The organism is Pseudomonas sp. PAMC25584 (assembly GCF_058135675.1).
This window is the reverse complement of the sequence record NZ_CM176870.1, coordinates 5,903,944-5,930,062: the sequence shown is the minus strand read 5'-3', so window position 1 is coordinate 5,930,062 and position 26,119 is coordinate 5,903,944. Positions and strand designations below refer to the sequence as shown.

General features: G+C 61.7%; 25 protein-coding genes. 16 read left to right on the top strand and 9 right to left on the bottom strand.

Features of this window, described 5'->3' with window-relative positions:
* Positions 1–30: 30 nt before the first annotated feature.
* The gene (locus ACS5Q8_RS27820; RefSeq protein WP_465159661.1) at positions 31–2,385 is read right to left on the bottom strand and encodes a penicillin acylase family protein; all 2,355 of its coding nucleotides are present in this window, start codon (positions 2,383–2,385) and stop codon (positions 31–33) included.
* A gap of 31 nt (positions 2,386–2,416) precedes the next feature.
* The gene (locus ACS5Q8_RS27815) at positions 2,417–2,992 is read right to left on the bottom strand and encodes a DUF6436 domain-containing protein (RefSeq protein ID WP_247407550.1); all 576 of its coding nucleotides are present in this window, start codon (positions 2,990–2,992) and stop codon (positions 2,417–2,419) included.
* Positions 2,993–3,104: 112 nt separating this feature from the next.
* On the opposite strand from ACS5Q8_RS27815, the gene bipL reads away from it, so the two are divergent.
* Positions 3,105–4,046, top strand: a complete 942-nt coding sequence (gene bipL, locus ACS5Q8_RS27810; RefSeq protein ID WP_276195341.1) for a phospholipase BipL — start codon at positions 3,105–3,107, stop codon at positions 4,044–4,046.
* Between the two features lie 105 nt (positions 4,047–4,151).
* Here bipL and ACS5Q8_RS27805 read toward each other — a convergent pair whose 3' ends face one another.
* Positions 4,152–4,904, bottom strand: a complete 753-nt coding sequence (locus ACS5Q8_RS27805; RefSeq protein ID WP_465159660.1) for a DUF2059 domain-containing protein — start codon at positions 4,902–4,904, stop codon at positions 4,152–4,154.
* Positions 4,905–5,035: 131 nt separating this feature from the next.
* On the opposite strand from ACS5Q8_RS27805, the gene ACS5Q8_RS27800 reads away from it, so the two are divergent.
* Positions 5,036–5,668, top strand: a complete 633-nt coding sequence (locus tag ACS5Q8_RS27800) for a 2OG-Fe(II) oxygenase (protein WP_276198006.1) — start codon at positions 5,036–5,038, stop codon at positions 5,666–5,668.
* 2 nt (positions 5,669–5,670) lie between these two features.
* Positions 5,671–6,153 carry a 2-thiouracil desulfurase family protein gene (locus ACS5Q8_RS27795; RefSeq protein ID WP_276195339.1) on the top strand — a complete coding sequence of 161 codons (483 nt, stop codon included), beginning with the start codon at positions 5,671–5,673 and terminating at the stop codon, positions 6,151–6,153.
* 1 nt (position 6,154) lies between these two features.
* On the opposite strand, the gene ACS5Q8_RS27790 is transcribed toward ACS5Q8_RS27795, so the two are convergent.
* Positions 6,155–6,649, bottom strand: coding sequence for a transporter substrate-binding domain-containing protein (locus ACS5Q8_RS27790; protein WP_465159659.1), 495 nt, complete (start codon positions 6,647–6,649; stop codon positions 6,155–6,157).
* Between the two features lie 133 nt (positions 6,650–6,782).
* Here ACS5Q8_RS27790 and ACS5Q8_RS27785 point away from each other — a divergent pair, with 133 nt between their 5' ends.
* Positions 6,783–7,223 carry a DUF4399 domain-containing protein gene (locus tag ACS5Q8_RS27785; RefSeq protein WP_247396887.1) on the top strand — a complete coding sequence of 147 codons (441 nt, stop codon included), beginning with the start codon at positions 6,783–6,785 and terminating at the stop codon, positions 7,221–7,223.
* A gap of 66 nt (positions 7,224–7,289) precedes the next feature.
* On the opposite strand, the gene serA is transcribed toward ACS5Q8_RS27785, so the two are convergent.
* Entirely contained in the window at positions 7,290–8,519 is a 1,230-nt protein-coding gene (gene serA, locus ACS5Q8_RS27780; RefSeq protein ID WP_276195337.1) for a phosphoglycerate dehydrogenase, read from the bottom strand.
* 204 nt (positions 8,520–8,723) lie between these two features.
* Between serA and ACS5Q8_RS27775 the strand changes: the two genes are divergently transcribed.
* From ACS5Q8_RS27775 to ACS5Q8_RS27760, 4 genes are all read left to right on the top strand, one after another.
* Positions 8,724–10,118, top strand: a complete 1,395-nt coding sequence (locus ACS5Q8_RS27775) for an FAD-binding oxidoreductase (RefSeq protein WP_276195336.1) — start codon at positions 8,724–8,726, stop codon at positions 10,116–10,118.
* Between the two features lie 22 nt (positions 10,119–10,140).
* A complete protein-coding gene (locus ACS5Q8_RS27770; protein ID WP_465159658.1) occupies positions 10,141–10,806 on the top strand; it encodes a fumarylacetoacetate hydrolase family protein in 666 nt (221 codons plus the stop codon).
* Between the two features lie 233 nt (positions 10,807–11,039).
* Positions 11,040–11,966: an SdiA-regulated domain-containing protein gene (locus ACS5Q8_RS27765; RefSeq protein ID WP_276195334.1), complete on the top strand. Its 927-nt coding sequence runs from the start codon at positions 11,040–11,042 to the stop codon at positions 11,964–11,966.
* 119 nt (positions 11,967–12,085) lie between these two features.
* On the top strand, positions 12,086–13,000 hold the full coding sequence (locus ACS5Q8_RS27760) for an SdiA-regulated domain-containing protein (protein WP_426099950.1): 915 nt from the start codon (positions 12,086–12,088) through the stop codon (positions 12,998–13,000).
* A 117-nt stretch (positions 13,001–13,117) separates the two neighbouring features.
* On the opposite strand, the gene rpiA is transcribed toward ACS5Q8_RS27760, so the two are convergent.
* Complete coding sequence (gene rpiA / locus ACS5Q8_RS27755; RefSeq protein WP_276195332.1) at positions 13,118–13,789, bottom strand: ribose-5-phosphate isomerase RpiA; 672 nt, start codon at positions 13,787–13,789, stop codon at positions 13,118–13,120.
* Positions 13,790–13,926: 137 nt separating this feature from the next.
* Between rpiA and ilvA the strand changes: the two genes are divergently transcribed.
* Together ilvA and ACS5Q8_RS27745 are read left to right on the top strand one after the other, a co-directional pair.
* Positions 13,927–15,441 (top strand): threonine ammonia-lyase, biosynthetic, encoded by a 1,515-nt coding sequence (gene ilvA / locus ACS5Q8_RS27750; RefSeq protein WP_247396877.1) that lies wholly within the window; start codon positions 13,927–13,929, stop codon positions 15,439–15,441.
* A 40-nt stretch (positions 15,442–15,481) separates the two neighbouring features.
* A complete protein-coding gene (locus tag ACS5Q8_RS27745; RefSeq protein ID WP_426099951.1) occupies positions 15,482–15,895 on the top strand; it encodes a DUF2269 family protein in 414 nt (137 codons plus the stop codon).
* A 111-nt stretch (positions 15,896–16,006) separates the two neighbouring features.
* Here the strand turns inward: ACS5Q8_RS27745 and ACS5Q8_RS27740 are convergent, their stop codons facing one another.
* Positions 16,007–16,663, bottom strand: a complete 657-nt coding sequence (locus ACS5Q8_RS27740) for a histidinol-phosphatase (RefSeq protein WP_443695314.1) — start codon at positions 16,661–16,663, stop codon at positions 16,007–16,009.
* A gap of 143 nt (positions 16,664–16,806) precedes the next feature.
* On the opposite strand from ACS5Q8_RS27740, the gene ACS5Q8_RS27735 reads away from it, so the two are divergent.
* Both ACS5Q8_RS27735 and ptsP read left to right on the top strand, forming a co-directional pair.
* The gene (locus tag ACS5Q8_RS27735; RefSeq protein WP_026139795.1) at positions 16,807–17,286 is read left to right on the top strand and encodes an RNA pyrophosphohydrolase; all 480 of its coding nucleotides are present in this window, start codon (positions 16,807–16,809) and stop codon (positions 17,284–17,286) included.
* 22 nt (positions 17,287–17,308) lie between these two features.
* Positions 17,309–19,588: a phosphoenolpyruvate--protein phosphotransferase gene (gene ptsP / locus ACS5Q8_RS27730; RefSeq protein WP_276195329.1), complete on the top strand. Its 2,280-nt coding sequence runs from the start codon at positions 17,309–17,311 to the stop codon at positions 19,586–19,588.
* Positions 19,589–19,730: 142 nt separating this feature from the next.
* Here ptsP and ACS5Q8_RS27725 read toward each other — a convergent pair whose 3' ends face one another.
* Positions 19,731–20,477 (bottom strand): NRDE family protein, encoded by a 747-nt coding sequence (locus tag ACS5Q8_RS27725; RefSeq protein ID WP_465159657.1) that lies wholly within the window; start codon positions 20,475–20,477, stop codon positions 19,731–19,733.
* A gap of 121 nt (positions 20,478–20,598) precedes the next feature.
* On the opposite strand from ACS5Q8_RS27725, the gene ACS5Q8_RS27720 reads away from it, so the two are divergent.
* The 3 genes from ACS5Q8_RS27720 (at position 20,599) to ACS5Q8_RS27710 (ending at position 23,145) form a co-directional block, all read left to right on the top strand.
* Positions 20,599–21,381 (top strand): sulfite exporter TauE/SafE family protein, encoded by a 783-nt coding sequence (locus ACS5Q8_RS27720; protein WP_443695312.1) that lies wholly within the window; start codon positions 20,599–20,601, stop codon positions 21,379–21,381.
* A 65-nt stretch (positions 21,382–21,446) separates the two neighbouring features.
* Positions 21,447–22,259, top strand: a complete 813-nt coding sequence (gene lgt, locus ACS5Q8_RS27715; protein ID WP_276195326.1) for a prolipoprotein diacylglyceryl transferase — start codon at positions 21,447–21,449, stop codon at positions 22,257–22,259.
* 52 nt (positions 22,260–22,311) lie between these two features.
* Positions 22,312–23,145 (top strand): thymidylate synthase, encoded by an 834-nt coding sequence (locus tag ACS5Q8_RS27710; RefSeq protein WP_253399984.1) that lies wholly within the window; start codon positions 22,312–22,314, stop codon positions 23,143–23,145.
* Between the two features lie 173 nt (positions 23,146–23,318).
* Here ACS5Q8_RS27710 and cadR read toward each other — a convergent pair whose 3' ends face one another.
* On the bottom strand, positions 23,319–23,768 hold the full coding sequence (gene cadR, locus ACS5Q8_RS27705) for a Cd(II)/Pb(II)-responsive transcriptional regulator (RefSeq protein WP_017845051.1): 450 nt from the start codon (positions 23,766–23,768) through the stop codon (positions 23,319–23,321).
* Between the two features lie 85 nt (positions 23,769–23,853).
* Between cadR and ACS5Q8_RS27700 the strand changes: the two genes are divergently transcribed.
* Positions 23,854–26,112: a heavy metal translocating P-type ATPase gene (locus tag ACS5Q8_RS27700; protein WP_443695309.1), complete on the top strand. Its 2,259-nt coding sequence runs from the start codon at positions 23,854–23,856 to the stop codon at positions 26,110–26,112.
* The last annotated feature ends 7 nt before the right edge of the window (positions 26,113–26,119 follow it).

The window sequence follows — 26,119 nt, the reverse complement described above, 5'->3', positions numbered from 1 at the left end:
CCTCCCACATTTTGATCGATTTCCAAGCGATCAGCGTGCTGGCAGCAACTTCAGCGTGCCGCGCGTATTAGCCGTGACTTCCTCATCGCTGAAATGCGCCTGCTCATAGCCACCCTCGATATACGTCTCCGCCTGGTCCCCATAGTGCTTGTCGAACGGCACACCGCTTTGCCCCACCGGGTTGATGGTCAGCGCGTGGGGCACGTCTGCGAAGTCGATCAGGCGCCGGGTCGACGGGCCGTAGGTCACCGGCCATGGCGCCGGGCCGATATTGGCCGACTGGTTGTTCGGCACTTCGTGGGTGCCGGGCGCGGGGAAGGGGCCGACGTTGACGATCAGGTCCAACGGTTTCTGCGAGCCCAGCGGGTGGCCGTGGGTCAGCGTATGGGCCTTGCCCCACTGCCATTGGCCCGGGTCATCGCCGAGGGTGGCCTTGAGGTGTGCGAGGCTGTTGTCCCAGGCGAGCTTGACGGTGTCGGCGCGCTTGCCGTTCCACCAGGGTGAGTCCGGGGTTGCGGCCAGGCGTGGCAACGCGGCGTCGATCACCCGCGTGCTGAGCAGCGTCTTGAACATGCCGTCGCCCAGTTTCGGGTGGAAGGTCGCGTCGGCAAGGTTGAACAGGAGCTGGTTGAACAGCGTGGCGCTGGTGGAGTCCAGCGGGTAATCGCCTTTCCAGGCCGCCAGTTGTTCCACCAGTTGCAATTGCGCCGGGTCCTTGACCACCTCGCGCAGCACCGGCAACAGCGGCGCCAACAGGCGCGGGGCGAAGGCGGTGGTGGTGCCCAGTTGCAGGGCCTGGCTGTTGTTCACCTCCCACTTCACGCTTTTGTCGCTCAACTGCGCATTCAACTGCTGGCCGCGGTCGGCCAGGTTGTAATAGCCGGGGATTTCCATGCCGCTGGGCGACACCGGCTGCGCATTGGCCGATACCACATAGCCACGCGCCGGGTTTTCTTCCTGGGGGTTGGCGCTGAACGGGTAGAAGCCCAGCTTGTCGGCCTGGGCCGTGCTGCCGTCGAGGATAAACCCGGGGTTGACGCCCGCCGGACGGATCGGCAACTGCGCCGCCGCCCACCAGCCTATATCGCCCTTGGCATTCGCCCACACGATGTTCAGGCCCGGTGCCGAGACCTTGGCTGCTGCGGCGCGGGCCTTGGCCAGGGTGTCGGCGCGGTTGAGCTGGTAGAAACCTTCGAGGATCGGGTTCTGGGTGTCGAGGAACGCCCACCACATGGCGATCGGCGTCTTGCCGGCGTTCTCGCCGAGCACGTCATTGATGATCGGGCCATGGGGCGACTGGCGCAGGGTCAAGGTGACCGGTGCCTGGCCCTTGACCGCGATCTGTTGCTCGCTGCTGCTCATGTCGACCCATTGGCCGTGGTACCAGACCTGGTTAGGGTTTTGCGGATTGACCTTCTCGGCGATCAGGTCGAGGTCGTCGTTCTGGAACATGGTCAGGCTCCAGCCGAAATCCAGGTTGTGCCCCAGGAACGCCACCGGCACCAGCGCGTTGTGATAGCCATACAGTTCAAAGCCCGGCGCCGACAGCTGCGCCTCGTACCACACCGACGGCACCGAGAAGCGGATATGCGGGTCACCCGCCAGCAACGGCTTGCCGCTCTGGGTGCGGCTGCCGCTGACGGCCCAGGCGTTGCTGCCCTCGAACTGCGGCAAGCCGTTATCGGCCAGGGCCTGTTCGCTCAGGGCTGCAATGGCGCCGAGGCGTTGCCAGTCGCTGGCGGCCAGGTTGAGCGCGCCCTTGGGTTGCCAGGCGAGGTCGAACACGTTCAGGTAGTCGCTGCCCAACTGGTCGCGTACATACGTGAGCAATGGCTCGGTACGAAACGCCGCAGCAAAGCTGTAGGCCATATACCCGGCGACGCTGATGGTGTCCTCTGCGGTGAACGGCCGCTTCGGGATGCCCAGCACGTCGAACTCCATCGGGCTGGCGTGGGTGTCCTGATACTGGTTGATTCCGTCCAGATAGGCTTGCAGGGCCTTCCAGTGCGCTGACTCATGGTCCAGCTGCGCGACATAAGTGGCGGACCGTTCGCGAATGCGCAGGCTGCGGAACAGTTTGTCGGTCTCCAGCAGCTTGGGGCCGAGCACTTCGGCCAATTCGCCGCGAGCCAGGCGCCGCATGATTTCCATCTGGAACAACCGGTCCTGGGCATGCACGTAGCCCAGGGCGCGGTACAGGTCGGTCTCGTTCTCGGCGCGGATATGCGGCACGCCACGGTCGTCGTAGCGCACCGTGACCGAACCTTGCAGGTTCGCCAGCGTCACTGCGCCCTGGCGGGTGGGTTGCTTGCTGTAGACGTACCAGCCGGCGCCGACGGCAACCAGCGCCAGCAGCACCGCGAGAACCTGCAAGACGCGCTTCATGAACATTCCTTACCAAGAGTGGGGCGGCGGGCTACGAACCGGTTGGCCACGAACAATAGCAGCCCACCGCCAGGGTGTGAGTGGCATTCACCGCGCGTCCCGCTTCAAGGGCTTTGAGGATCGGCTCGATAAAGCTGTTGTTGGCGTTGCACGTCAGCCCTTCGCTGTAGGGCCCGAAATACGCAAGCTTGCCTGTGCGGTCCCAGATCGCCACGGCCGGGGTCGCCGGTATTTGATCGGCGCCGGGCAGGCTGCTGAGGATTTTCATCTGGCGCAGGTTGTCGGGCAGTTGGCCGTGGCTGCCGGGCTTTTGCAGGGCGTAGAACTCAACGCCCTGGGGCGCGTAGTGCTCGATCAACTCGCCCAGGTGCTGCTGGTTGCCGACGTTGCACGGGCAGGCCGGGTCCCAGAAATGCACGAGACGGATCGGGCCGGGGCCGGCGAGGTCGTCGGGCAGGCGCAGGGCGTCGCCGGAAAACACCGCCGTGTGTTCGTTGAAGGTGCGCAGGTAGCGTCCCTGGAACCAGTCATACGCGGCCCATAACACGCCGGCGCAGAGCAGCAGCACCAGGCTGGCGAACAGGGTGGTGCGGTAGGGTTGTCGCATTCAGATCAATCCTCGAAGGACGCGTAGCTTGCCATGCTTGCCCCGACAGATGAATATCGCAGCTCGATATTCCTCTGCGCAGCGCGTGAAGCCCCCAAGTCTGGAACCTCTTATGCCCGTTACCTTTGACCCCGATCATCTGCGCGACAGCTTGCGGCCCCTGGTGGATGCGCAGCCGCTCAGCGCCGAGGCGCGGGTCTACCAGCGTTTCTACGGGCTGGACCTGAGCGCGCGCAAGGTGCCGGCGGTGAGCCGTCTTGGCCGCTTCGGGGTCGATGGCTTCGAGGTGGTCGCCCAAGTGTGGTGGCCGCCCGTGCCGGTGGCGACGATGTTTATGTTCCACGGGTTCTACGACCATATGGGGCTGTACCGCCACGTGGTCGACTGGGCGCTGGACCAGGGGTTTGTGGTGATCGCCTGCGACCTGCCGGGGCATGGCTTGTCCAGCGGGGTGCGGGCCAGCATCGATGATTTTGCGGTGTACCAGGACGTGGTGCAGGCGCTGTTCGCCCAGGCCGAATCGCTGCACCTGCCCCGGCCCTGGCACCTGTTCGGGCAAAGCACCGGCGGCGCGGTGGTGGTGGATCACTTGCTCAACCATGGCGTCGACAGCCCGGCCCAGGGTAAGACTTTTCTGCTTTCACCCTTGGTGCGCCCGCGTGGGTGGGGCTGGTCGCAGGTCAGCTATTACCTGCTGCGGCCGTTCGTCAAAGGCATCGCCCGGCGGTTCAGCGAAAACACCAATGACCCGGCCTTCAAGCCGTTCCTCGAAGCCGACCCCTTGCAGCCGCGCCAACTGCCGACCGCCTGGGTCGGGGCACTGGCGCGCTGGATCAAGCAAATCGAAGCCGCACCGCGCAGCCCGCGGCGGCCGCTGATTGTGCAGGGCGAAGAGGATATGACGGTGGATTGGCAGCACAACCTGAAGATGCTGCGGGGCAAGTTCGATCAGCCTGAGGTGTTGATGCTCAAGCGTGGCCGGCATCACTTGGCCAATGAGATTCCCGAGATTCGCAATGAGTACTTCAAGTACCTCACCGACCACCTGAAATAACGCGGTGAAAATGTGGGAGGGGGCTTGCCCCCGATAGCAGGGTGTCAGTCAGCACATCTGATACTGACCCACCGCCATCGGGGGCAAGCCCCCTCCCACATTTTGTTACTGCGCCAGGCTGGAAGTGCTTTGACCGACCGCCAAGCCTGCGCGTACCGCTGCCAGTGCCGCCTGGTAATACGCTTTACCCTGCGGCGACTCGGCAAACGTAGCGAACTCTTCCAGCTCCGGGTCGGACAAATCCCGATAGACGTACAGCAGCGTGTTGTTCAGGTCATTGCCGATCTGTTGCATCAGCCGCTCGCGTTGCCCATCCAACATGCCCTGGGCCTGGCCGCCGCCCAACAGGCCGGGAATCATCTGGCTCAAGCTGTCGGCCGCCACGCCGGCGATCGCCAGGCTGACTTCGGCGCCGGCTTCACGGGCAGGCAGGGCCTGGGCCAGGTGGCCGATGATCAGGCTGCGGGTGGCGTCGGCTTCGATGTGCGGCAGGCCTTGGGCATTTTTTGCCAACTGGTCGCGGCGGGTGGCGAGCAATTCGGCGGCGATAATCTTGCGCCCCAGCGGCGATTGAAAAAACGCCAGGGCTGGCGCTGGGTCCGCCAGGCGCTTGCGCAACTGGGCTTCGGCGCGCCGGTCCATGGCCTGGGCGGCGAAGCGCTTATTGCTGTTGTCGACCAGCGCCTGGTACACCGCCGGCGGCAGGCTATTGCGGTAGCGTTGCTGGGCGGCACTGAGGGCGTCATTGAAATGCGCACGTTGTTCGGCCCAGCCGGCGACCTTGTACAACAGGTCATGGCCGTCTGCCCAGGCGGGCAAAACGCAGAACATCAGCAAGGAAAAAAACAAACGACGCATATGGACTCCTGTCAGTCGGCCACTATTGTCCGTGTCGGGCGTAGGATTTGTCGAGAAATCCTATCAGTCACCTGACTAAAGTGCGTTCAGACGCTCAACGGCCCTGTTGGATTCACAGGCGTATGGATACTATGCGCGCCATGCAAATACCCCTCGATCACCCATTGCTGCAACGCATTGTCGACGACCTGGCCGAAAAGGGCTGGTCGCAGCAGAACGGCTTCCTGCCCCAGGCTCTGACCCTGGAACTGGCGGCTGAGTGCCGTAAACGTGCGGTTGAAGGTGAACTGGCACCGGCGGCGGTCGGGCGCGGGCCGGCCCAGGAGATTCGCGAGGGCATACGCGGCGACCATATCCAGTGGTTAGAGGAGGGCGACTCCGCCGTCTGTGACCGCTATATGGCGGTATTGGATAGCTTGCGCCTGGCGATAAACCGCAGCTTGTTCCTCGGCCTGGAAGATTTTGAAGGCCACTTCGCGATGTACCCGCCGGGGGCGTTTTACCTCAGGCACCTGGACCGGTTTCGCGACGATGACCGGCGCTCGGTCTCGGCGGTGATCTACCTGAACGACGAGTGGCTGGCGGAGCAGGGCGGCCAGTTGCGCATGTACCTCAAGGACGGCGTCGAACATGACGTGGTGCCCAGCGGCGGTTGCCTGGTGGTGTTCCTGTCTGGAGAAGTTCCCCACGAAGTCCTGCCCGCCACCCGCGAGCGCCTGTCGCTGACCGGCTGGTTTCGCCGGCGCGGCAACGAGCCGTTTTAAGCATGCAAAAAATTCTCGTCAGCCGCTGCCTGCTCGGGCACAAGGTGCGCTACGACGGCGGCGCCAGCGGGCCGTTCGATCAACTGGCGGCGTGGCAGGCCGAAGGCCGTGTGGTTGCGATTTGCCCGGAAGTGTCGGGCGGTTTGCCCACGCCCAGGCCTTCCGCCGAGATTCCAGGCGGGCAGGGCATCGACGTGTGGGAGGGCCGCGCCCAGGTGCTGACCGCTGCGGGCGAGGACTTCAGCGCCGCCTTCCTCGACGGCGCCCGCCAGGCGTTGGTGCTGGTGCAGCGCCACCAGATCCAGATCGCCGTGCTCAAGGCCAATAGCCCGTCCTGCGGCAATGTGCTGACCTATGACGGTAGCTTCAGCGGCGTGAAGGTGAGCGGCGAGGGCGTCACGGCGGCGCTGCTCAAGCGCCATGGAGTGTTGGTGTTCAGTGAGCTGGAGTTGCTTGAGGCGGCACAAGCCCTGGCCCACATTTGATCTACTGCGCCTTGACTGCCGCTGTGTCGCCTTCGAACCATTTCTGCGCCAGCGCCTTCAACCGTCCATCGGCCTTCACCCGTTGCAGCGCCTTGCCCAGGCTCGCCTTGAACGCCGGGTTGCCCTTCTGGAACGCAATGGCCAACTCCGGTTTGTCGCGATAAGGCTCACTGAAATCGAACCGATCCTGCAACTCGGCAGTCATAGCGATATGATTGATGGCCACGTCGTACTTGCCAGTTGCCACGCCGGGCAGCAGGTCGCTGTCATCGGTGGTGATAAACGAGGGGCGCACATCCATCTCTTTGGCCAGTTGTTCACCGAGTTCAACTTCAAAACCGCTGAGTTTCTCACCGTCCTTGAAGTTGTAGGGCGGGGTGTTGGCCTCCAGGGCGATGCGCAGCTCACCGCGATCAAACACATCATCGATCAGTTCGGCGTGAGCCAAGGGGCTCATCAGGGGAAGCAGCAGTAACAGGCCAGGCGAAAAGCGCATGGTCACTCCTAAAGAATTCGAATGTGCGAGGCGTGGTTCAGCATCGCTTTGTTATGGTGTTGAGTGCCTTGGACAGCAATTTGTCGCTAAGTTGTCATAACCCTACAAATTTCATAGAGAAGTGGAGAAGCGAATGAAAGCCCTTTTGTCTCGTGCAACGATTGCCAGCGTGCTGCTGGGTGCTTCGATGTTGGTGACTGCCGCAGACGGCATCCCGCGCAGCGCGCCACCTGAAGGTGCAAAAGTGTTTATCGTTTCGCCGAAAGACGGCGCCACCGTCGATAAAACCTTCACCGTCAAATTCGGCATGGAAGGCCTGAAGCTGGCTCCGGCCACCGAACAGGCCCCAGGCACCGGCCACCATCACCTGCTGGTCGACCAGAAAGCGCTGCCGGACGCCAGCGTGCCGATCCCGGCCACTGACACCGTGATCCACTACGGTAAGGCCCAGACCGAAACCGAACTGACCCTCACCCCTGGCAAGCACACCTTGCAACTGGTCGCCGGCGACAAGTTGCACATGCAGTTCAACCCGACTGTAGCCTCGAAAGTGATCACGGTTAACGTCAAGTAAGATTTGTTCAGACAAAAAAAGGGAGACCCCTGTGGGTCTCCCATTTTTTGTACGGCGTTTGAAGCCTTAGAACAACACGCGGCAACGAATCGTGCCGTTGATGTGCTGCAGCTTCTGTTGTGCCAGGTCCGAGTACTCGGCGTCGACGTCGATTACCACGTAGCCGACCTTCTCGTTGGTCTGCAGGAACTGACCGGAGATGTTGATGCCGTTTTCTGCGAAGACCTTGTTGATCTCCATCATCACACCCGGGATGTTCTGGTGGATGTGCAGCAGGCGGTGCTTGCCAGGGTGAGCCGGCAGGGCCACTTCCGGGAAGTTGACCGAGGACACCGACGTACCGTTGTCGCTGTACTTGACCAGTTTTTCCGAGACTTCCAGGCCAATGTTGGCCTGGGCTTCAGCGGTGGAGCCGCCGATGTGCGGGGTCAGGATCACGTTGTCCAGGCCACGCAGCGGGCTTTCGAAGATGTCGTCGTTGGAGCGTGGCTCCACCGGGAACACGTCGATGGCGGCGCCGATCAGGTGTTTGTCCTTGATCGCGTCAGCCAGGGCGTCTAGCTCGACCACGGTGCCGCGTGCAGCGTTGATCAGGATGCCGCCTTTCTTGATCGAGCGGATTTCCTTCTCGCCGATCATCCACTGGGTTTCAGCGGTTTCCGGCACGTGCAGGGTGACGATGTCGGACATGCCCAGCAGCTCGGTCAGGCTCGACACTTGCGTGGCGTTACCCAGTGGCAGCTTGGTCAGGGTGTCGTAGAAGAACACCTGCATGCCCAGGCTTTCGGCCAGGACCGACAGTTGAGTGCCGATCGAGCCGTAACCGACGATACCCAGCTTCTTGCCGCGGATTTCGAAGGAGTTGGCTGCGCTCTTGATCCAGCCGCCACGGTGGCAGGAGGCGTTTTTCTCCGGAATACCGCGCAGCAGCAGGATGGCCTCGGCCAGCACCAGTTCCGCAACGGAACGGGTGTTGGAGTACGGTGCGTTGAACACCGCGATGCCGCGCTCGCGCGCCGCATTAAGGTCGACCTGGTTGGTGCCGATGCAGAAACAGCCGACCGCCACGAGTTTCTTGGCGTGATCGAAGACCTCTTCGGTCAGCTGAGTGCGGGAGCGAATGCCGATAAAGTGCGCGTCGGCGATCTTTTCCTTGAGCTGGGCTTCCGGCAGAGAGCTGGTGATGTACTCAATGCTGGTATACCCGGCGGCCTTCAGAACCTCGACGGCCGATGGGTGGACGCCTTCCAGAAGAAGGAACTTGATCTTGCTCTTATCGAGAGAAGTCTTGCTCATCTGCGTAAACCTGTATCCCGGAGAAAAATGGCAGGGAATCGAGCAGCGCAAGCTGACCCGGACGGCAGGAAAGCCGTCACCGCAGAACGCCCTTGGGCTCTGTCCTGCGGGGGCGGTATGCTAGCATATGCGCCCCGCTAAACACCTATTCCTGCGACGTGAAGCGTTCTCAGGATGACCATGAATTGTTCGAGAGTTCTGTCGATGACCCATCCTGCCCTGATTGATGAGCTAAAGACCCTGGTTGAGCCCGGCAAAGTGCTGACCGACGCCGACTCCCTGGAGGCTTACGGCAAGGATTGGACCAAGCACTTCGCGCCGGCCCCGACTGCCATCGTGTTCCCCAAGACGACTGAGCAAGTGCAGGCCATCGTGCGCTGGGCCAATGAGCGCAAGGTCGCGCTGGTGCCGTCCGGTGGGCGTACCGGCCTGTCGGCCGCTGCCGTTGCGGCCAATGGTGAAGTGGTCGTCTCGTTCGACTATATGAACCAGATCCTGGACGTGAACCTCACCGACCGCACCGCCAAGTGCCAGCCGGGCGTGGTCACCAAGCAATTGCAGAACGCCGCCGAAGAGCACGGCCTGTACTACCCGGTGGACTTCGCTTCGTCCGGTTCGAGCCAGATTGGCGGCAATATCGGCACCAATGCCGGCGGGATCAAGGTGATTCGCTACGGCATGACCCGTAACTGGGTCGCCGGCATGAAGGTCGTCACCGGCAAAGGCGACGTGCTGGAACTGAACCGCGACCTGATCAAGAACGCCACCGGCTACGACATGCGCCAGTTGTTCATCGGCGCCGAAGGCACCCTGGGTTTTGTCGTGGAAGCCACCATGCGCCTGGACCGTGCGCCGAAAAACCTCACCGCCATGGTGCTCGGCACCACCGACTTCGACTCGATCATGCCGGTGCTGCACGCGTTCCAGAGCAAGCTGGACCTGACCGCTTTCGAGTTTTTCTCCGACAAGGCCCTGGCCAAAGTCCTCGGCCGTGGTGACGTGCCGGCGCCGTTCGAGACCGAATGCCCATTCTACGCACTGCTGGAATTCGAAGCTACCACCGAAGACGTCGCCAACCACGCCCTGGAAACCTTCGAGCACTGCGTCGAGCAGGGCTGGGTGCTGGACGGCGTGATGAGCCAGAGCGAAACCCAACTGCACAACCTGTGGAAGCTGCGCGAGTACATCTCCGAGACCATTTCCCACTGGACGCCGTACAAGAACGACATTTCGGTAACGGTATCGAAAGTACCGGCATTCTTGAAGGAAATTGACGCGATCGTCGGCGAACACTACCCCGACTTCGAAATCGTCTGGTTCGGCCATATCGGCGACGGCAACCTGCACCTGAACATCCTCAAGCCGGAAAACCTGAGCAAGGACGAGTTCTTCGCCAAGTGCGCCACCGTGAACAAGTGGGTGTTCGAGACCGTCGCGAAGTACAACGGCTCGATCTCCGCCGAGCACGGTGTGGGCATGACCAAGCGCGATTACCTGACCTATAGCCGCTCGCCGGTTGAAATCGAATACATGAAGGCAGTCAAAGCGGTGTTCGACCCGAACGGGATCATGAACCCCGGCAAGATCTTCGCTGTTTAACCGCCCCTGAAGGAGTCGTTCCATGAGCTACCAGCACAAGTATGTCGACGGCACCAACATCCACTTCCCTATGGGCAAAGTGGTGTGTATCGGGCGTAACTACGCCGAACATGCCAAGGAACTGGATAACCCGGTACCGACCGAACCGTTGCTGTTCATCAAGCCGGGAAGCTGCGTTGTGGCGCTGGAAGGCGGTTTCAGCATTCCGACCGAACGCGGTTCGGTGCATTACGAAGCGGAAATCGCGGTGCTGATCGGCAAACCCCTGTCGACCAAGCCCAGCCGCGAAGAAGTACTCGACGCCATCTCCGGCTTCGCCCCGGCCCTCGACCTGACCCTGCGCGACAAGCAGGCCGAGTTGAAAGCCAAGGGCTTGCCGTGGGAAATCGCCAAGTCCTTTGACGGCGCGGCGGTGATCGCGCCGTTCGTGGTCGGCAGCACCTTCCCTGACCTGACCGATATCGGCATTCGCCTGACCATCAACGACGAAGTGCGCCAGGATGGCAACAGTGCGGTCATGCTCAACCCGATCATCCCGATGATCCAGTACATGGCCGGCTGCTTCTCGCTGCAAGCCGGGGATGTGATCCTCACCGGCACCCCAGCCGGCGTGGGTCCGCTGAATGTCGGTGACGAGCTGGTGCTGGAATTGTCCGGTGTGAACCGTTTCGAAAGCAGCGTTCGCTAACTTCAGCAGCACCCTGTGGCGAGGGCGCTTGCTCCCGCTGGGCCGCGAAGCGGCCCTGAAAATGGGACTGCTAAGCAGTCCAGCGGGAGCTAGCGCCCTCGCCACAGGTCCCTCGCTAGTCTCGGTTGTTTGCATATTTTTCACACCCCATCCGGATAATCTTCCGCCTCCTAAGCGCGGGGCGGTTATTCCTGTGCTATCACCTAATGCTGACTTCCCGGAAAAAGCGCCCAATGGCCGTGTCCCTGCCTACCTTGACCCCCAAGCCACGCTCTCGTTTTGCTCTGCGCTGGTATTCCTGGCTGTTTCTGGCCGGGGCGATTGTGTACGGCATTGCCTGGGCCATGCATTGGGACGACCGCGGTGTGTTGTGGGTAGTCGAGCGTTTTGAAAGCCCGGCCAAACGCCAATCGAGCGTGTGGCTCCCGGATTACCGTGCCGTCATCGACGCCAAGCTGCTGCCCGGTATGGAGAAGGACGAGGCCTCGGACCTGTCCTACAACCCACAGACGAAAACCCTGTTTTCTGTCATGGGCAAAAATGCATTCCTCGTCGAGTTGACCCTGCAAGGCGATGTGCTGCGCAAGATGCCCCTTAACGGTTGGAGCAACCCGGAAGGTGTGACGGTGATGGAAAACGGCCTGATGGCCGTGGTCGATGAGCGCCAGCACAGCCTGACCATCGTCAAAGTCGACGCCGGCACCACGGCGTTGAACAAGGCCGACTTCCCGAGTTACGACCTGGGCCCGTCCAAAAACCAGAACAAAGCCTTTGAAGGCGTCACCTGGGACAAGCGCAACCAGCAGTTCGTGCTGGGCGAAGAACGCCCGCCGGCGCTGTTCACCTGGAAAAGCGACGGCAGCCAGACCCTGGTCGGTGACAAGCAAAAGCTCGCCAATACCAAGCTGGACATGCGCAACCTCTCGGCCCTGGCCATCGACCCGCGCACCGGGCACCTGCTGGTGCTGTCGGCCGACTCCCACCTGCTGCTGGAACTGGATGAAAAGGGCGAGCAAGTCAGCTTCATGACCTTGCTCGGTGGCTTCAACGGCCTCAAGAACACGATCCCCCGTGCCGAAGGCGTGACCCTGGACGAGCGCGGCAACCTGTACATGGTCAGTGAGCCGAACCTGTTCTATCGTTTCGAAAAACAGCCATAACAGACCGATAACGTCGGATACGTTTCTATCTGCGGCATACGCCACACACCGGGCGCGTTTAAGTTTAGATTCAGATGGGCGTGATATTTATTCGCCACTTTTGACTTTGAGCCCGCCCGATGCGTCGACTAGCCCGCCCCAAGCCTGCTTTTTTCATACTGGTGCTGATCGCCTTGATCGGCGTGGGCGTTGTCGCGCAACAGTTTCGCCTGTTCGAACGTGCCTGGTTCAACTGGCAGGCGTGGGGCCAGCCTGCCGACGAACGCTCCATTGGCCTGGCGGATTACCGGGTTAGCGTGGAGGGCCAGGTGATCGAAGGGCTGGATGATGACGTTTCCGCGCTGACCTACGACCCGGTGCGTAAAAGCCTGTTTACCGTCACCAACAAAAACGCCGAGCTGGTCGAGTTGTCCCTTGAAGGCAAGATCCTGCGACGGATTCCCCTGGTCGGCTTCGGTGACGCCGAGGCTGTGGAATTCATCAGCGACAACATCTACGTCATCAGCGATGAACGCCAACAGCGCCTGATCAAGGTGCATGTGGATGACGATACCCAATTCCTCGACGCCGCCGATGCGGAGCAGATGACCCTGGGTGTCCATGTGGAGGGCAACAAGGGTTTTGAAGGCCTTGCCTACGACTCGGTGGGCAAGCGCCTGTTCGTGGCGAAGGAGCGCGACCCGATGGTGATCTACGAGGTCCACGGCTTTCCCCATTTCAAACCGGAAAAAACCTACTCGGTCCACGTCATCAACAACCCCAAGCGCGATGCCGGGCTGTTCGTGCGCGACCTGTCGAGCCTGCAATACGACGAGCGCAGCGGGCATTTACTGGCGCTGTCGGATGAGTCGTTCCTGGTGTTGGAACTGGATATCGACGGTCGCCCGCTGAGCAGTCTGTCCCTGATGGGCGGGCGCCATGGCCTGAGCAGGCGTGTGCCTCAGGCCGAAGGGATCGCCATGGATGACGAAGGTACGTTGTACCTGGTCAGCGAGCCGAACCTGTTCTACGTATTCAAGAAACCAAAATCCTGAAAACACCGCCGACCCCATGTGGGAGGGGGCTTGCTCGCGATAGCGGTGGTTCAGTCAAGTAGACGTCGACTGACACACTGCTGTCGGGAGCAAGCCCCTCCCACATTTGGCTGTGCATCAAGCCTTGAGGGTTTTCACGCCTTCAGCTGTGCCGAGCAGCAACACGTCAGCCGGGCGCGCGGCGAACAGGCCGTTGGTGACCACGCCGACGATGGCGTTGATCTGGGTTTCAAGCTCCACCGGGTTGGTGATCTGCATGTTGTACACGTCGAGGATGATGTTGCCGTTGTCGGTCAGCACGCCTTCGCGGTACACCGGGTCGCCGCCCAGTTTCACCAGTTCGCGGGCCACGTGGCTACGGGCCATCGGGATCACTTCCACCGGCAGCGGGAAGGCGCCGAGTACTGGCACCAACTTGCTGGCGTCCGCGATGCAGATAAAAGTCTTGGCCACGGCCGCGACAATCTTCTCGCGGGTCAGGGCGGCGCCACCGCCTTTGATCAGGTTCAGGTGTTCGTCGCTTTCATCGGCGCCGTCGACGTAGAACTCCAGGTCGCTCACGGTATTGAGCTCGTACACCGGAATGCCATGGCCCTTGAGGCGCGCGGCGGTGGCTTCGGAGCTGGCCACTGCGCCGTCGAATGCGCCCTTGTGCTTGGCCAACGCATCGATGAAGCAGTTGGCGGTGGAGCCGGTGCCGACGCCGACGATGCTCTTGTCATCGAGTTTAGGAAGGATTAAATCGACGGCGGCCTGGGCCACTGCCTGTTTGAGTTGATCCTGGGTCATGCGGGCTCCGGAACGGGCGGGGGAGTAGAGAGGGGCGCGAGTATAACCCATCAAAACCTTTGGATTCGTGTGGTCGCCCGGCCGAACGCTGAGTTAGACTCGTTGGCCCTGCCCAACCCGCCCAGTGATGCCTGCCGATGCTTGAACAGTACGTCAAAAAGATCCTCACCTCGCGCGTTTATGACGTTGCCGTAGAAACCCCATTGCAGCCCGCCCGCCAGCTCTCCGAGCGACTGGGCAACAAGGTCTTGCTCAAGCGGGAAGACTTGCAGCCGGTGTTCTCGTTCAAGATTCGCGGTGCGTATAACAAGCTGACCCAGTTGACGGCGCAAGAGCGCGCGTGCGGCGTGGTCACCGCTTCGGCGGGCAACCATGCCCAGGGCCTGGCCCTGGCGGCCAAGGTGCTGGGGGTCAAGGCCACTATCGTGATGCCCAAGACCACTCCGGAGATCAAGGTCGAAGGCGTGCGTTCCCGTGGTGGCAAAGTGGTGCTGCACGGTGATTCTTTCCCGGAAGCCCTGGCCTATTCGCTGAAACTGGTCGACGAAAAAGGCTACGTCTACATTCACCCCTACGATGATCCGCACACCATTGCCGGGCAGGGCACCGTGGCGATGGAGATCCTGCGCCAGCATCCCGGGCCGCTGGACGCGATTTTCGTGCCGGTCGGCGGCGGCGGGCTGATCGCCGGCATCGCAGCCTATGTGAAATACCTGCGCCCTGAGATCAAGATCATCGGTGTCGAGCCGGACGATTCCAACTGCCTGCAGGCCGCCATGGCCGCTGGCGAGCGCGTGGTGCTGCCGACCGTGGGCATTTTTGCCGATGGCGTGGCGGTCGCGCAGATCGGCCAGTACACCTTCGACATCTGCAAGGACTATGTGGATGAAGTGATCACCGTCAGCACCGATGAAATCTGTGCGGCGATCAAGGACATCTATGACGACACCCGCTCCATCACCGAGCCGGCAGGCGCCTTGGGTGTGGCGGGCATCAAGAAATACGTCGAAACCCGTGGCGTTACCGGGCAAACCCTAGTGGCCATCGACTCGGGCGCCAACGTCAACTTCGACCGTCTGCGCCATGTGGCCGAGCGCGCCGAGCTGGGTGAAGGGCGCGAAGCCATCATCGCCGTGACCATCCCCGAGAAGCCGGGCAGCTTCAAGGCGTTCTGCGAGGCCGTGGGCAAGCGCCAGATCACCGAATTCAACTACCGCTACCACTCCGGCCGGGAGGCGCACATTTTCGTTGGCGTGCAGACCCATCCGGAAAACGATCCGCGCAGCGCGTTGATCGCCAGCCTGACCAGCCAGGGTTTCCCGGTGCTGGACCTGACCGAGAACGAACTGGCCAAGTTGCACATCCGCCACATGGTCGGCGGGCACGCGGCGAAGGTCAGCGATGAAGTGGTGTTTCGCTTCGAATTCCCGGAGCGGCCAGGCGCCTTGTTCAACTTTCTTAACAAATTAGGCGGGCGCTGGAACATCTCGATGTTCCACTATCGCAACCACGGCGCAGCCGACGGCCGTGTGGTCGCCGGGCTGCAGGTTCCGGCGGACGAGCGTCATCTGGTGTCGGCAGCCCTTGAAGCCATTGGCTACCCGTACTGGGATGAAAGCGATAACCCGGCTTACAAACTGTTCCTCGGTTGAGCGACTACGCTGATTGGGCGGCCTTTAAGGAAGACGACACATGGAAACCCTGACCACCCTCAAAGTTATCCACATGGCGGCCACTGTATTGTTGCTGCTCAGTGGCCTCGGCCTGGCGCTGCTGGCCTGGCGCAAACGCAGCGCCGGCCCGGCGATCACCGTGCAGCGCCCGTGGGTGTTCGTGTGGTTGTTGATGGGGATCTGCCTGATCAGCATGCCGTTTACCGGCTGGTGGCTGGTGCATCTGGTCGGCTGGCCGCTGGGGCAAGCCTGGATCCTGGGTTCCAGCCTGCTCTACACCATTGCGGCGCTGTGTTGGTTCTGGCTGGTTGCGCGGCTCAATCGCCTGCGCAAGGGCGAGGGCGGTAGCCTGAATTTCACCCTGGTACTGGCGGTGGTCAGCCTGGTGGGGTTTGTGGCGATTGCGGGGCTCATGGGCGCCAAGCCGGTTTAAGACTTGGGACCGAGTTGTCTGCATCGGGGGCAAGCCCCCTCCCACATGTAACCGCATACATCCGTTGGAATGCGGTTAAAGGTGGGAGGGGGCTTGCCCCCGATAGGGCCATCAGCTACGCAACGTAATCACCGGCCAGCCGCGTTTTTCAGCCTCAGCCCGCAGATTCGGATCCGGGTCTACCGCGACCGCATGCGTCACCTGCTCCAACAGCGACAAGTCATTCATCGAATCGCTGTAGAAGTAGCTGCCTTCCAGGCTATGCCCGGTTTCTTCCAGCCAGCGGTTCAGGCGCGTTACCTTGCCCTCGCGAAAGCACGGCACATCCGTACTGCGCCCGGTGTAGCGGCCGTTTTCCATCTCGCATTCGGTGGCGATCAGGGCGTCCACGCCCAGGCGTGCGGCAATTGGCGCGGTGACGAAGCGGTTGGTCGCGGTGATGATCACCAACTTGTCGCCGGCGGCGCGGTGCTTGGCCAGCAGTTCCGCAGCCTGCGGCAGCATGATCGGCTCGATGCAGTCGCGCATATAGTCGTTGTGCCATGCGTCCAGTTGGGCCATCTCGGTGCGGCCGAGGATTTCCAGGCAAAAATTCAGGTAGGCCGCGTTATCCAGCCGGCCGGCCAGGTAGTCTTGGTAGAACTCGTCGTTGCGAGCCTTGTAGGCCACCGGGTCGAGAATCCCGCGTTCACAGAGGTAATCCCCCCAGGCGTGATCGCTGTCACCCCCAAGAAGCGTGTTGTCCAAGTCGAATAAAGCCAGGCGCATTACAGTTACCCGCTGAAATGTCTGTAAAAAGGCGTCCAGAATACGGTCTTTTCACAAGAGTGCACATAAGCTAAGAAGCCTCGTTGCCGCTGGAACAACCTTTGTGGAACAATGCGACGACATGCGTTTGCGAGGTTGTTGCCGTGATCGACCCCGATGGTTTCCGTCCTAATGTCGGGATTATTCTTACGAATGATTCTGGACAGGTCCTATGGGCTCGCCGAATCAACCAAGACGCCTGGCAGTTTCCTCAAGGTGGAATCAACCCTGACGAAACCCCTGAAGACGCCTTGTACCGCGAGTTGAACGAAGAAGTCGGACTTGAGCGCGAAGATGTACAAATTCTGGCCTGTACCCGTGGCTGGTTGCGTTATCGTTTGCCGCAACGCCTGGTGCGTACCCACAGCCAACCGCTGTGTATCGGCCAGAAGCAGAAATGGTTTCTCCTGCGCCTGATCTCCAACGAGCAGCGGGTGCGGATGGATTTGACCGGTAAACCGGAGTTCGATGGCTGGCGCTGGGTCAGTTATTGGTATCCGCTGGGCCAGGTGGTGACATTCAAGCGCGAAGTTTATCGTCGCGCTCTCAAAGAGCTTGCCCCGCGCCTTTTAACGCGCGACTGACGACGGAGTTCGACCCCGAGCCATGCTCAATACGCTGCGCAAGATCGTCCAGGAAGTTAACTCCGCCAAGGATCTCAAGGCGGCGTTGGGGATTATTGTGTTGCGCGTCAAGGAAGCCATGGGCAGCCAGGTCTGCTCGGTTTACCTGCTGGACCCCGAGACCAACCGTTTTGTGCTGATGGCGACCGAGGGCTTGAACAAGCGCTCCATCGGCAAGGTCAGCATGGCGCCCAATGAAGGTCTGGTGGGCTTGGTAGGGACGCGTGAAGAACCCCTGAACCTTGAAAACGCGGCTGATCACCCGCGTTATCGCTATTTTGCCGAAACCGGCGAAGAGCGCTACGCCTCGTTCCTCGGCGCACCGATCATTCACCACCGCCGCGTTGTCGGCGTGTTGGTCATCCAGCAGAAAGAACGCCGCCAGTTCGACGAAGGCGAAGAAGCCTTCCTCGTGACCATGAGCGCGCAGTTGGCCGGGGTTATCGCCCACGCTGAAGCCACCGGCTCGATTCGCGGCCTGGGGCGCCAGGGCAAGGGCATCCAGGAAGCCAAGTTCGTCGGCGTACCGGGTTCGCCGGGTGCTGCCGTCGGTACGGCCGTCGTCATGTTGCCGCCGGCCGACCTCGATGTGGTGCCGGACAAGACGGTCAGCGACATCGACGCCGAAATCAAACTGTTCAAGACCGCCCTGGAAGGCGTGCGCGCCGACATGCGCAACCTGTCGAACAAGCTCGCCACCCAACTGCGCCCCGAAGAGCGAGCGCTGTTCGAGGTGTACCAGATGATGCTGGATGACGCGTCGCTGGGTAACGAAGTCAAGACCGTGATCAAGACCGGCCAGTGGGCCCAGGGTGCGCTGCGTCAGGTGGTTTCCGATCACGTCAACCGTTTCGAATTGATGGACGACGCCTACCTGCGTGAGCGGGCCTCGGATGTGCGTGACCTCGGTCGCCGTCTGCTCGCCTACTTGCAGGAAGACCGCTCCACCAACCTGGTCTACCCCGACAACACCATCCTGATCAGTGAAGAACTGACCGCCACCATGCTCGGTGAAGTGCCGGAAGGCAAACTGGTGGGCCTGATCTCGGTGCTCGGTTCGGGCAACTCCCACGTCGCTATCCTGGCCCGGGCCATGGGTATTCCGACGGTGATGGGCCTGGTGGACCTGCCGTACTCCAAGGTCGACGGCATCGCCATGATCGTCGACGGCAACCGTGGCGAGGTGTTTACCAACCCCAGCGAAGTGCTGCGCAAGCAATACGCCGAGGTGGTGGAAGAAGAACGCCAGCTGTCCCAGGGCCTCGACGCCCTGCGCGAACTGCCCTGCGTGACCCTCGACGGGCATCGCGTGCCGTTGTTGGTCAACACCGGCCTGCTCGCCGATGTGGCCCGTGCGCAACAACGCGGCGCCGAAGGTGTCGGGCTGTACCGCACCGAAGTGCCGTTCATGATCAACCAGCGTTTTCCGAGTGAGAAGGAGCAGCTGGCGATTTATCGCGAGCAACTGTCCGCCTTCCATCCGTTGCCGGTGACGATGCGCAGCCTGGACATTGGCGGCGATAAGTCACTGTCGTATTTCCCGATCAAGGAAGACAACCCCTTCCTCGGCTGGCGCGGCATTCGCGTGACCCTCGACCACCCGGAAATTTTCCTCGTACAAACCCGCGCCATGCTCAAGGCCAGCGAAGGCCTGAACAACCTGCGCATCCTGCTGCCGATGATCTCCGGCACCCATGAGCTGGAAGAAGCCCTACACCTGATCCACCGCGCCTGGGGTGAAGTGCGCGACGAAGGCGCCGACGTACCGATGCCGCCGATCGGCGTAATGATCGAAATCCCGGCAGCGGTGTACCAGGCCAAGGAACTGGCGCGGCAGGTGGACTTCCTGTCGGTGGGCTCCAACGACCTGACCCAATACCTGCTGGCCGTGGACCGCAACAACCCACGGGTGGCCGACCTCTACGACTACCTGCACCCGGCGGTGCTGCAAGCGCTGCAACATGTGGTGCGCGACGCCCATGCCGAAGGCAAACCGGTGAGCATCTGCGGTGAAATGGCCGGCGACCCGGCGGCGGCGGTACTGCTGATGGCGATGGGCTTTGACAGCCTGTCGATGAACGCCACCAACTTGCCGAAGGTGAAGTGGCTGCTGCGCCAGGTCAACCTGAGCATGGCCAAGGAACTGCTGGCCGAGCTGATGACCATCGACAACCCGCAAGTTATCCACAGCTCGCTGCAACTGGCGCTGAAGAACCTCGGGTTGACGCGAATGATCAATCCGGCCGCTGCCAAAACCCTCTAAAGCCTGGCGCTGATTAAAAATGTGGGAGGGGGCTTGCCCCCGATTGCGGAGTGTCAGTCAGCACACTTTTGGCTGATACACCCTAATCGGGGGCAAGTCGAATCGTCGCACCGCCCCCCCCCACATTGGTTTTGTGGTGTGGCTAGAAATTGAGTTCAACTTCGCCGAGCCGGCCACCATGCGGCCCAAAACTACGCTCCACCATCTGCCGCGTGCCGTCCGCATTCACAATCAACGCTGTACTCGCCCGTGTCCCATAACTGGGGCTGGCGATAAATACGCTTGATAGCAAACTCTCGGTCGCCAAGCCCACGCCGGTATCGGGCAAGTCAGCAAACGGTGCGGTCTGCGGGTCGCTCAAAATCTCCAGTAACGCCTCCGTCTGCGGGTTCTCCAGCACCGCGCCTAACGCCGTCTTGGCCTTCACCAGCTTCGGCCACGGCGTATCCAGCCCAGCATTGGAAAGCCCATAGACTCCCGCTGCCAGCAACGTGGGCTCGGTGTCATTGGCGTTGTAATGCCACAGCTCCTCCCGCGTGCCCACCAGCAGGTTGAACCCGGCGTATTCAATCGAACGGCCGTTAATGTCGGCCAAATACTGCTCAAGCGGCAGCGAACCGCTGAGAAACCGCGCCACCAGTTCCCCGCGCGACTTGCGTGCCGGCGGCTGGTGCGGGTCGCGGATATTGGTCAGGGCGGCAAAACGCCCATCGGCATTCACCCCCAGCCAGGTGCCGCCCGCTTCCTGATCGCGGCCGGCGTAGACCGCAGGCGCATCCGGCCACTGGGCCAGCGGCAGGCTGGGGCGGGCGTAGAACTCATCACGGTTGGCCGCGACGATCAGCGGTTGGGCATGGCCCGGCCGCCAGGCGAAAACTATCAGGCACATCAGGCGATCCCCTTTTGTGTGTTTGGCCACTCTACCGACACTGGCGCGGGCGTTCCATCGTATCCAGTTGGGTCGCATGCCTTCCATCCGTTAACATGCCGGACTTGGTTTGGGGGCTCCCATGGAATTTCTGCTGTATTTGCTGCTGGGCGCCTGTGCCGGCGTGCTCGCCGGGCTGTTTGGCGTGGGTGGCGGGATCATTATCGTGCCGGTGCTGGTGTTCAGCTTCACCTTGCAGGGTTTCGACCCGCAGGTGCTGACCCATCTGGCCGTGGGTACGTCCCTGGCGACGATTATCTTTACCTCGATCAATGCCGTGCGTGAGCACCACCGACTAGGCGCGGTGCGCTGGCCGATTTTTGTGTGGATGACCGTGGGCATCCTGATCGGCGCCGGCTTTGGCGCGTTGACCGCCGAGGCGATTTCCGGCCCCCACTTGCAGAAGATCATCGGCGTGTTCGCGCTGATCATCTCTGTGCAACTGGCGCTGGAGGTCAAGCCCAAGGCCAGTCGAACGGTGCCGGGCAAGGTCGGGTTGACCTTGGCAGGCACGGTGGTCGGCTGGGCCTCGGCGATTTTCGGGATAGGCGGCGGTTCGCTGACCGTACCGTTTTTGACCTGGCGCAGCGTGCCGATGCAGCAAGCGGTGGCCACCTCGTCGGCCTGCGGGCTGCCGATTGCACTGGCCAGTGCATTAAGTTTCATGATTCTGGGCTGGCATGACCCGCTGCTGCCCGCTCATAGTTTAGGGTTCGTGTATTTGCCGGCACTGCTGGGCATTGCCCTGACCAGCATGGTGTTTGCCCGCTTCGGCGCACGCCTGGCGCACCGCTTGTCGCCGCGCTTGCTGAAACGGCTGTTTGCCGCGCTGCTGTTTTGCGTGGGTTTGAATTTCTTGCTGTAACGAAGGCTTAATCGCGCCCGGGCAAGGTCCGGTCGCTATAACGAATGATTTAACGAGGAGTCGCAATGCTGCCTTACCCGCAGATCGACCCGGTGGCCCTGGCCATCGGTCCGCTGAAAATCCACTGGTACGGGTTGATGTACCTGATCGGCATCGGCGGTGCCTGGTTTATGGCGTCCCGGCGCCTGAACCGTTTTGACCCGACGTGGACCAAGGAAAAACTCTCCGACCTGATTTTCTGGTTGTCGATGGGGGTCATCGTCGGTGGTCGCCTGGGGTATGTGCTGTTTTACGACCTGTCCGCCTACATCGCCAACCCGACGCTGATCTTCGAGGTATGGAAGGGCGGCATGGCCTTCCACGGTGGCTTTGTCGGCGTAATGATTGCCGCCTGGTGGTTTGGCCGCCGCAACGGCAAGTCATTCTTCCAGTTGATGGACTTCGTTGCGCCGTTCGTGCCGATCGGCCTGGGCGCCGGGCGTATCGGTAACTTCATCAACGCCGAACTGTGGGGCAAGCCGACCGACGTGCCGTGGGCGATGGTGTTCCCGCCGTTCAGCGACCCGGCGCAATTGCCGCGCCATCCGTCGCAGCTGTACCAGTTCGCCCTGGAAGGTGTGGCACTGTTCCTCATTCTGTACCTCTTCTCGCGCAAGCCGCGGCCGACCATGGCGGTGTCGGGTATGTTCGCGTTGTTCTACGGGATCTTCCGTTTTGTCGTCGAGTTCGTGCGCGTACCGGATGCGCAACTGGGCTACCTGGCGTTCGGTTGGGTGACCATGGGGCAGATCCTCAGTATCCCGATGATTGTCGCCGGCTTGGGCCTGCTGTGGTGGGCGTACAACCGTGCGCAACCGTTGAAGAACACCGCGCTTTAAATTCGAATGCCGAGGCCTGCGAGGTCTCGGCTGCAACGATACGGGTAATGACATGAAGCAATATCTCGAACTACTGAACGACGTCGTGACCAATGGCCTGACCAAGGGCGATCGCACCGGCACCGGCACCAAGGCCGTGTTTGCCCGTCAGTATCGGCATAACTTGGCCGACGGCTTCCCGCTGCTGACCACCAAGAAGCTTCACTTCAAAAGCATCGCCAACGAATTGATCTGGATGTTGAGCGGCAACACCAACATCAAGTGGCTGAACGAGAACGGCGTGCGCATCTGGGACGAGTGGGCCACCGAAGACGGTGATCTGGGCCCGGTGTACGGCGAGCAGTGGACCGCCTGGCCGACCAAGGACGGCGGCAAGATCAATCAGATCGACTACATGGTCCAGACGCTGAAGACCAACCCCAACAGCCGCCGCATCCTGTTCCACGGCTGGAACGTCGAGTACCTGCCGGACGAGACCAAGAGCCCCCAGGAAAATGCGCGCAACGGCAAGCAGGCCCTGCCGCCGTGCCACCTGCTGTACCAGGCGTTCGTGCATGACGGCCATCTGTCGATGCAGTTGTATATCCGCAGCTCCGACGTGTTCCTCGGCCTGCCGTACAACACCGCCGCGCTGGCGTTGCTGACCCATATGCTGGCCCAGCAGTGTGACCTGATCCCCCACGAGATCATCGTCACCACCGGCGACACCCACGCCTACAGCAACCACATGGAACAGATCCAGACCCAGTTGGCGCGCACGCCGAAAAAACTGCCGGAATTGCTGATCAAGCGTAAGCCTGCGTCGATCTACGACTACAAGTTCGAAGACTTCGAAATCGTGGGCTACGACGCCGACCCAAGCATCAAGGCCGACGTCGCCATCTAAAGGCTGCCTCAGTCTAAAGGTGTGGGCTTGTGTGGGAGGGGCGGTGCGACGATTCGACTTGCCCCCGATAGCGGTGGATCAGCTAAATATTTGGTGGCTGAAACTCCGCTATCGGGAGCAAGTCGAATCGTCGCACCGCCCCTCCCACAGTTTGATTCGGTTACCAGGCTGAATTAATGCCCATGGCTTCTGCCCACATGCGAAGGCTCAGCCTCGCTGGCGGCAACACTGCCGCTGACCTCCAGCCGCTGCAATATCCCGCACTGATCCAGCTCCGGCCCGCTGCCACAGCGCTGGCGCAGGTCGATCAACTGTTCCTGCAAGGCCAACAGCCCGTCGATCCGCGCTTTGACATGGTGGATATGCTCATCGATCAACGCGTTGACGTTTTCGCATTGGTCCTGCGGGCTGTCGCGCAGGCCGAGCAGGCTGCGGATTTCTTCCAGGGTCATGTCCAAGCTGCGGCAGTTGCGGATAAACACCAGCCGCTCGGTGTGCGCCTGGGTGTACACGCGGTAGTTGGCCTCGGTGCGTGCCGGTGGCGGCAGCAGGCCTTCCTTCTCGTAATAACGGATGGTTTCCACCGGGCAGTCGGTCAGTTTGGCCAATTCGCCGATCTTCATTGCAGCAATCTCCAAAAGGGTGCTTGACCCTATAGTGGCTACAGGGTCTTTACTTGGCAACAGGCACCATTACGGACGCGACCCGATGAGCGACTCCCTGCACACCCCGCACAAACATGATCATGCGCATGACCACGATCATGCGCCGAAAAAACTGACGCCGGTGCATGACCACGGCCACGCCGGTTCCTGCTGCTCCGGCACGCCAGCCCCGGCGTTGGTGCAACTGAGCGAAGCACCCACCGCTGGCTCGCGCCTGAGCACCTTCCGCATCGAAGCCATGGACTGCCCCACCGAGCAGACGCTGATCCAGAACAAACTGGGCAAGCTCGCCGGTGTGCAGCAACTGGAATTCAACCTGATCAACCGCATCCTCGGCGTCACCCATGACCTGCCGAGCACCGCGCCGATCATCGACGCCATCAAGTCCCTGGGCATGCAGGCCGATCCGATCGAAGAGGGCACCCCGGCCGCCGCGCCGCCGGCCAAGAAACACGGGTGGCCGCTGGCGCTGTCTGGCGTCGGCGCCCTGGCGGCTGAAGTGATCCACTTCACCAACGCAGCCCCGACCTGGGTGATTGCCCTGGTAGCGCTGGTTTCGATCCTCAGCGGCGGCCTGACCACTTATAAAAAGGGCTGGATCGCCCTGAAAAACCTCAACCTGAACATCAATGCGCTGATGAGTATCGCGGTGACCGGTGCGATCCTGATTGGCCAATGGCCGGAAGCGGCGATGGTGATGTTCCTGTTCACCGTGGCCGAATTGATCGAAGCCAAGTCCCTCGACCGTGCGCGCAATGCCATCAGCGGCTTGATGCAGATGACCCCGGAACAGGCCACGGTGCAGCAGGCCGACGGTAGTTGGGTCGAACGGGAAGTGAAAAGTGTCGAATTGGGCGCTATCGTGCGGGTTCGCCCCGGCGAGCGCATCGGCCTGGACGGCGAAGTCACCGCCGGCCAGTCCACCATCGACCAAGCGCCGATCACCGGTGAAAGCCTGCCGATTGAAAAAACCGTGGGCGATAAAGTCTTCGCCGGCACCATCAACCAGGCCGGCTCCCTGGAATACACCGTCACGGCGGCCGCCAACAATTCCACCCTGGCGCGGATCATTCACGCCGTGGAGCAGGCCCAGGGCGCACGCGCGCCGACCCAGCGCTTTGTCGACCGCTTCGCGAAGATCTACACCCCGGCGGTGTTCCTGTTTGCCCTGGGCGTGGCGCTGATCCCGCCGCTGTTCATGGCCGGTGTGTGGTTCGACTGGATCTACCGCGCCTTGGTGCTGCTGGTAGTGGCATGCCCCTGCGCCTTGGTGATTTCCACCCCGGTGACCATCGTCAGCGGCCTGGCGGCGGCGGCGCGCAAAGGTATCCTGATCAAGGGCGGCGTGTACCTGGAGGGCGGTTACAAACTCGACTACCTGGCCCTCGACAAGACCGGCACCATCACCCACGGCAAGCCGGTGCAAACCGATTACCTGGCGCTGTTCCCGAATGTCGAAGACAGTGCGCCGGCCTTGGCCGCCGCCCTCGCCGGGCGCTCCGACCACCCGGTATCGCTGGCCATCGCCAACGCGGCGGTGGATAAAAACCTGGCGCGCCACGCTGTGGATAACTTCACTGCCCTGACCGGTCGTGGTGTGCGCGGTGATATCAACGGCGAAACCTACCACCTGGGCAACCACCGCCTGGTGGAAGAACTCGGCCTGTGCTCGCCCGCGCTGGAAGACAAACTCTTCGCCCTGGAGAAACAAGGCAAATCCGTGGTGCTGCTGCTCGACAAGTCCGGCCCGCTGGCGCTGTTCGCCGTGGCCGACACGGTCAAGGACAGCAGCCGCGAAGCCATCCAGCAGTTGCACGAACTGGGCATCAAAACCCTGATGCTCACCGGCGACAACACCCACACCGCCCAGGCGATTGCGGCTCAGGTCGGCATCGACCAGGCCCAGGGCGACCTGTTGCCCACCGACAAACTGCAAGCCATTGAAGCGCTCTACGGCCAAGGCCGGCGCGTGGGCATGGTCGGCGACGGCATCAACGACGCCCCGGCGTTGGCCCGCGCCGAGATTGGTTTTGCCATGGCCGCAGCGGGCACCGACACCGCCATCGAAACCGCCGACGTGGCCTTGATGGACGATGATTTGCGCAAGATCCCGGCTTTCATTCGGTTGTCGCGGCAAACCTCGAGTATCCTCAAGCAGAACATCGCCCTGGCGCTGGTGATCAAGGCGATCTTCCTCGCGGTCACCTTCCTGGGCATGGCCACCATGTGGATGGCGGTGTTCGCCGACATGGGCGTGAGCCTGCTGGTGGTGTTCAATGGCCTGCGCCTGCTGCGCAAATAGATGATGT

What these genes read in the sequence shown, in the direction of transcription:
- ACS5Q8_RS27800 (WP_276198006.1), top strand. Translation starts at nt 5,036, where the DNA reads ATGCGCGCCATGCAAATACCCCTCGATCACCCATTGCTGCAACGCATT.
- ACS5Q8_RS27720 (WP_443695312.1), top strand. Translation starts at nt 20,599, where the DNA reads ATGGAATTTCTGCTGTATTTGCTGCTGGGCGCCTGTGCCGGCGTGCTC.
- ACS5Q8_RS27815 (WP_247407550.1), bottom strand. Translation starts at nt 2,992, where the DNA reads ATGCGACAACCCTACCGCACCACCCTGTTCGCCAGCCTGGTGCTGCTG.
- serA (WP_276195337.1), bottom strand. Translation starts at nt 8,519, where the DNA reads ATGAGCAAGACTTCTCTCGATAAGAGCAAGATCAAGTTCCTTCTTCTG.
- cadR (WP_017845051.1), bottom strand. Translation starts at nt 23,768, where the DNA reads ATGAAGATCGGCGAATTGGCCAAACTGACCGACTGCCCGGTGGAAACC.
- ACS5Q8_RS27795 (WP_276195339.1), top strand. Translation starts at nt 5,671, where the DNA reads ATGCAAAAAATTCTCGTCAGCCGCTGCCTGCTCGGGCACAAGGTGCGC.
- ACS5Q8_RS27790 (WP_465159659.1), bottom strand. Translation starts at nt 6,649, where the DNA reads ATGCGCTTTTCGCCTGGCCTGTTACTGCTGCTTCCCCTGATGAGCCCC.
- ACS5Q8_RS27710 (WP_253399984.1), top strand. Translation starts at nt 22,312, where the DNA reads ATGAAGCAATATCTCGAACTACTGAACGACGTCGTGACCAATGGCCTG.
- ACS5Q8_RS27785 (WP_247396887.1), top strand. Translation starts at nt 6,783, where the DNA reads ATGAAAGCCCTTTTGTCTCGTGCAACGATTGCCAGCGTGCTGCTGGGT.
- lgt (WP_276195326.1), top strand. Translation starts at nt 21,447, where the DNA reads ATGCTGCCTTACCCGCAGATCGACCCGGTGGCCCTGGCCATCGGTCCG.
- ACS5Q8_RS27700 (WP_443695309.1), top strand. Translation starts at nt 23,854, where the DNA reads ATGAGCGACTCCCTGCACACCCCGCACAAACATGATCATGCGCATGAC.
- ACS5Q8_RS27765 (WP_276195334.1), top strand. Translation starts at nt 11,040, where the DNA reads ATGGCCGTGTCCCTGCCTACCTTGACCCCCAAGCCACGCTCTCGTTTT.
- ilvA (WP_247396877.1), top strand. Translation starts at nt 13,927, where the DNA reads ATGCTTGAACAGTACGTCAAAAAGATCCTCACCTCGCGCGTTTATGAC.
- rpiA (WP_276195332.1), bottom strand. Translation starts at nt 13,789, where the DNA reads ATGACCCAGGATCAACTCAAACAGGCAGTGGCCCAGGCCGCCGTCGAT.
- ACS5Q8_RS27770 (WP_465159658.1), top strand. Translation starts at nt 10,141, where the DNA reads ATGAGCTACCAGCACAAGTATGTCGACGGCACCAACATCCACTTCCCT.
- ACS5Q8_RS27805 (WP_465159660.1), bottom strand. Translation starts at nt 4,904, where the DNA reads ATGCGTCGTTTGTTTTTTTCCTTGCTGATGTTCTGCGTTTTGCCCGCC.
- ACS5Q8_RS27775 (WP_276195336.1), top strand. Translation starts at nt 8,724, where the DNA reads ATGACCCATCCTGCCCTGATTGATGAGCTAAAGACCCTGGTTGAGCCC.
- ACS5Q8_RS27725 (WP_465159657.1), bottom strand. Translation starts at nt 20,477, where the DNA reads ATGTGCCTGATAGTTTTCGCCTGGCGGCCGGGCCATGCCCAACCGCTG.
- ACS5Q8_RS27760 (WP_426099950.1), top strand. Translation starts at nt 12,086, where the DNA reads ATGCGTCGACTAGCCCGCCCCAAGCCTGCTTTTTTCATACTGGTGCTG.
- ACS5Q8_RS27745 (WP_426099951.1), top strand. Translation starts at nt 15,482, where the DNA reads ATGGAAACCCTGACCACCCTCAAAGTTATCCACATGGCGGCCACTGTA.
- bipL (WP_276195341.1), top strand. Translation starts at nt 3,105, where the DNA reads ATGCCCGTTACCTTTGACCCCGATCATCTGCGCGACAGCTTGCGGCCC.
- ACS5Q8_RS27820 (WP_465159661.1), bottom strand. Translation starts at nt 2,385, where the DNA reads ATGAAGCGCGTCTTGCAGGTTCTCGCGGTGCTGCTGGCGCTGGTTGCC.
- ptsP (WP_276195329.1), top strand. Translation starts at nt 17,309, where the DNA reads ATGCTCAATACGCTGCGCAAGATCGTCCAGGAAGTTAACTCCGCCAAG.
- ACS5Q8_RS27740 (WP_443695314.1), bottom strand. Translation starts at nt 16,663, where the DNA reads ATGCGCCTGGCTTTATTCGACTTGGACAACACGCTTCTTGGGGGTGAC.